Source organism: Photobacterium sp. R1 (assembly GCF_054600795.1).
In genome coordinates this window covers 1-327 of record NZ_BAAHZP010000302.1, presented here as the reverse complement: position 1 = coordinate 327, position 327 = coordinate 1, and the positions used below count along the sequence as shown (strand labels likewise).

General features: G+C 51.7%; 1 pseudogene. It reads left to right on the top strand.

Going from position 1 to position 327, the window contains the following annotated elements:
- Window positions 1-327 (top strand): annotated as a pseudogene (locus ACYP03_RS25150) (30S ribosomal protein S6--L-glutamate ligase); the annotation flags it as partial.

Below are 327 nucleotides of genomic sequence, written 5' to 3'. Positions count from 1 at the left end.
ACTCCAAAGGACAGGATTTATCCGGATTTGATGCCATTATTCCGCGTATCGGCGCATCGGTGACTTTTTATGGCTGTGCGGTATTGCGTCAGTTCGAAATGATGGGGGTTTTTCCGGTCAATGAATCTGTGGCGATTACGCGCTCACGGGATAAATTACGTTCGCTGCAATTGCTGTCGCGCAAAGGAGTGGGGATGCCGATCACTGGCTTTGCCAGTAAACCTGATGACATTGGCGACCTGCTTGATATGGTCGGTGGTGCGCCTGTAGTGATCAAACTGCTCGAAGGGACGCAGGGGATTGGTGTGGTACTGGCTGAAACCCGTA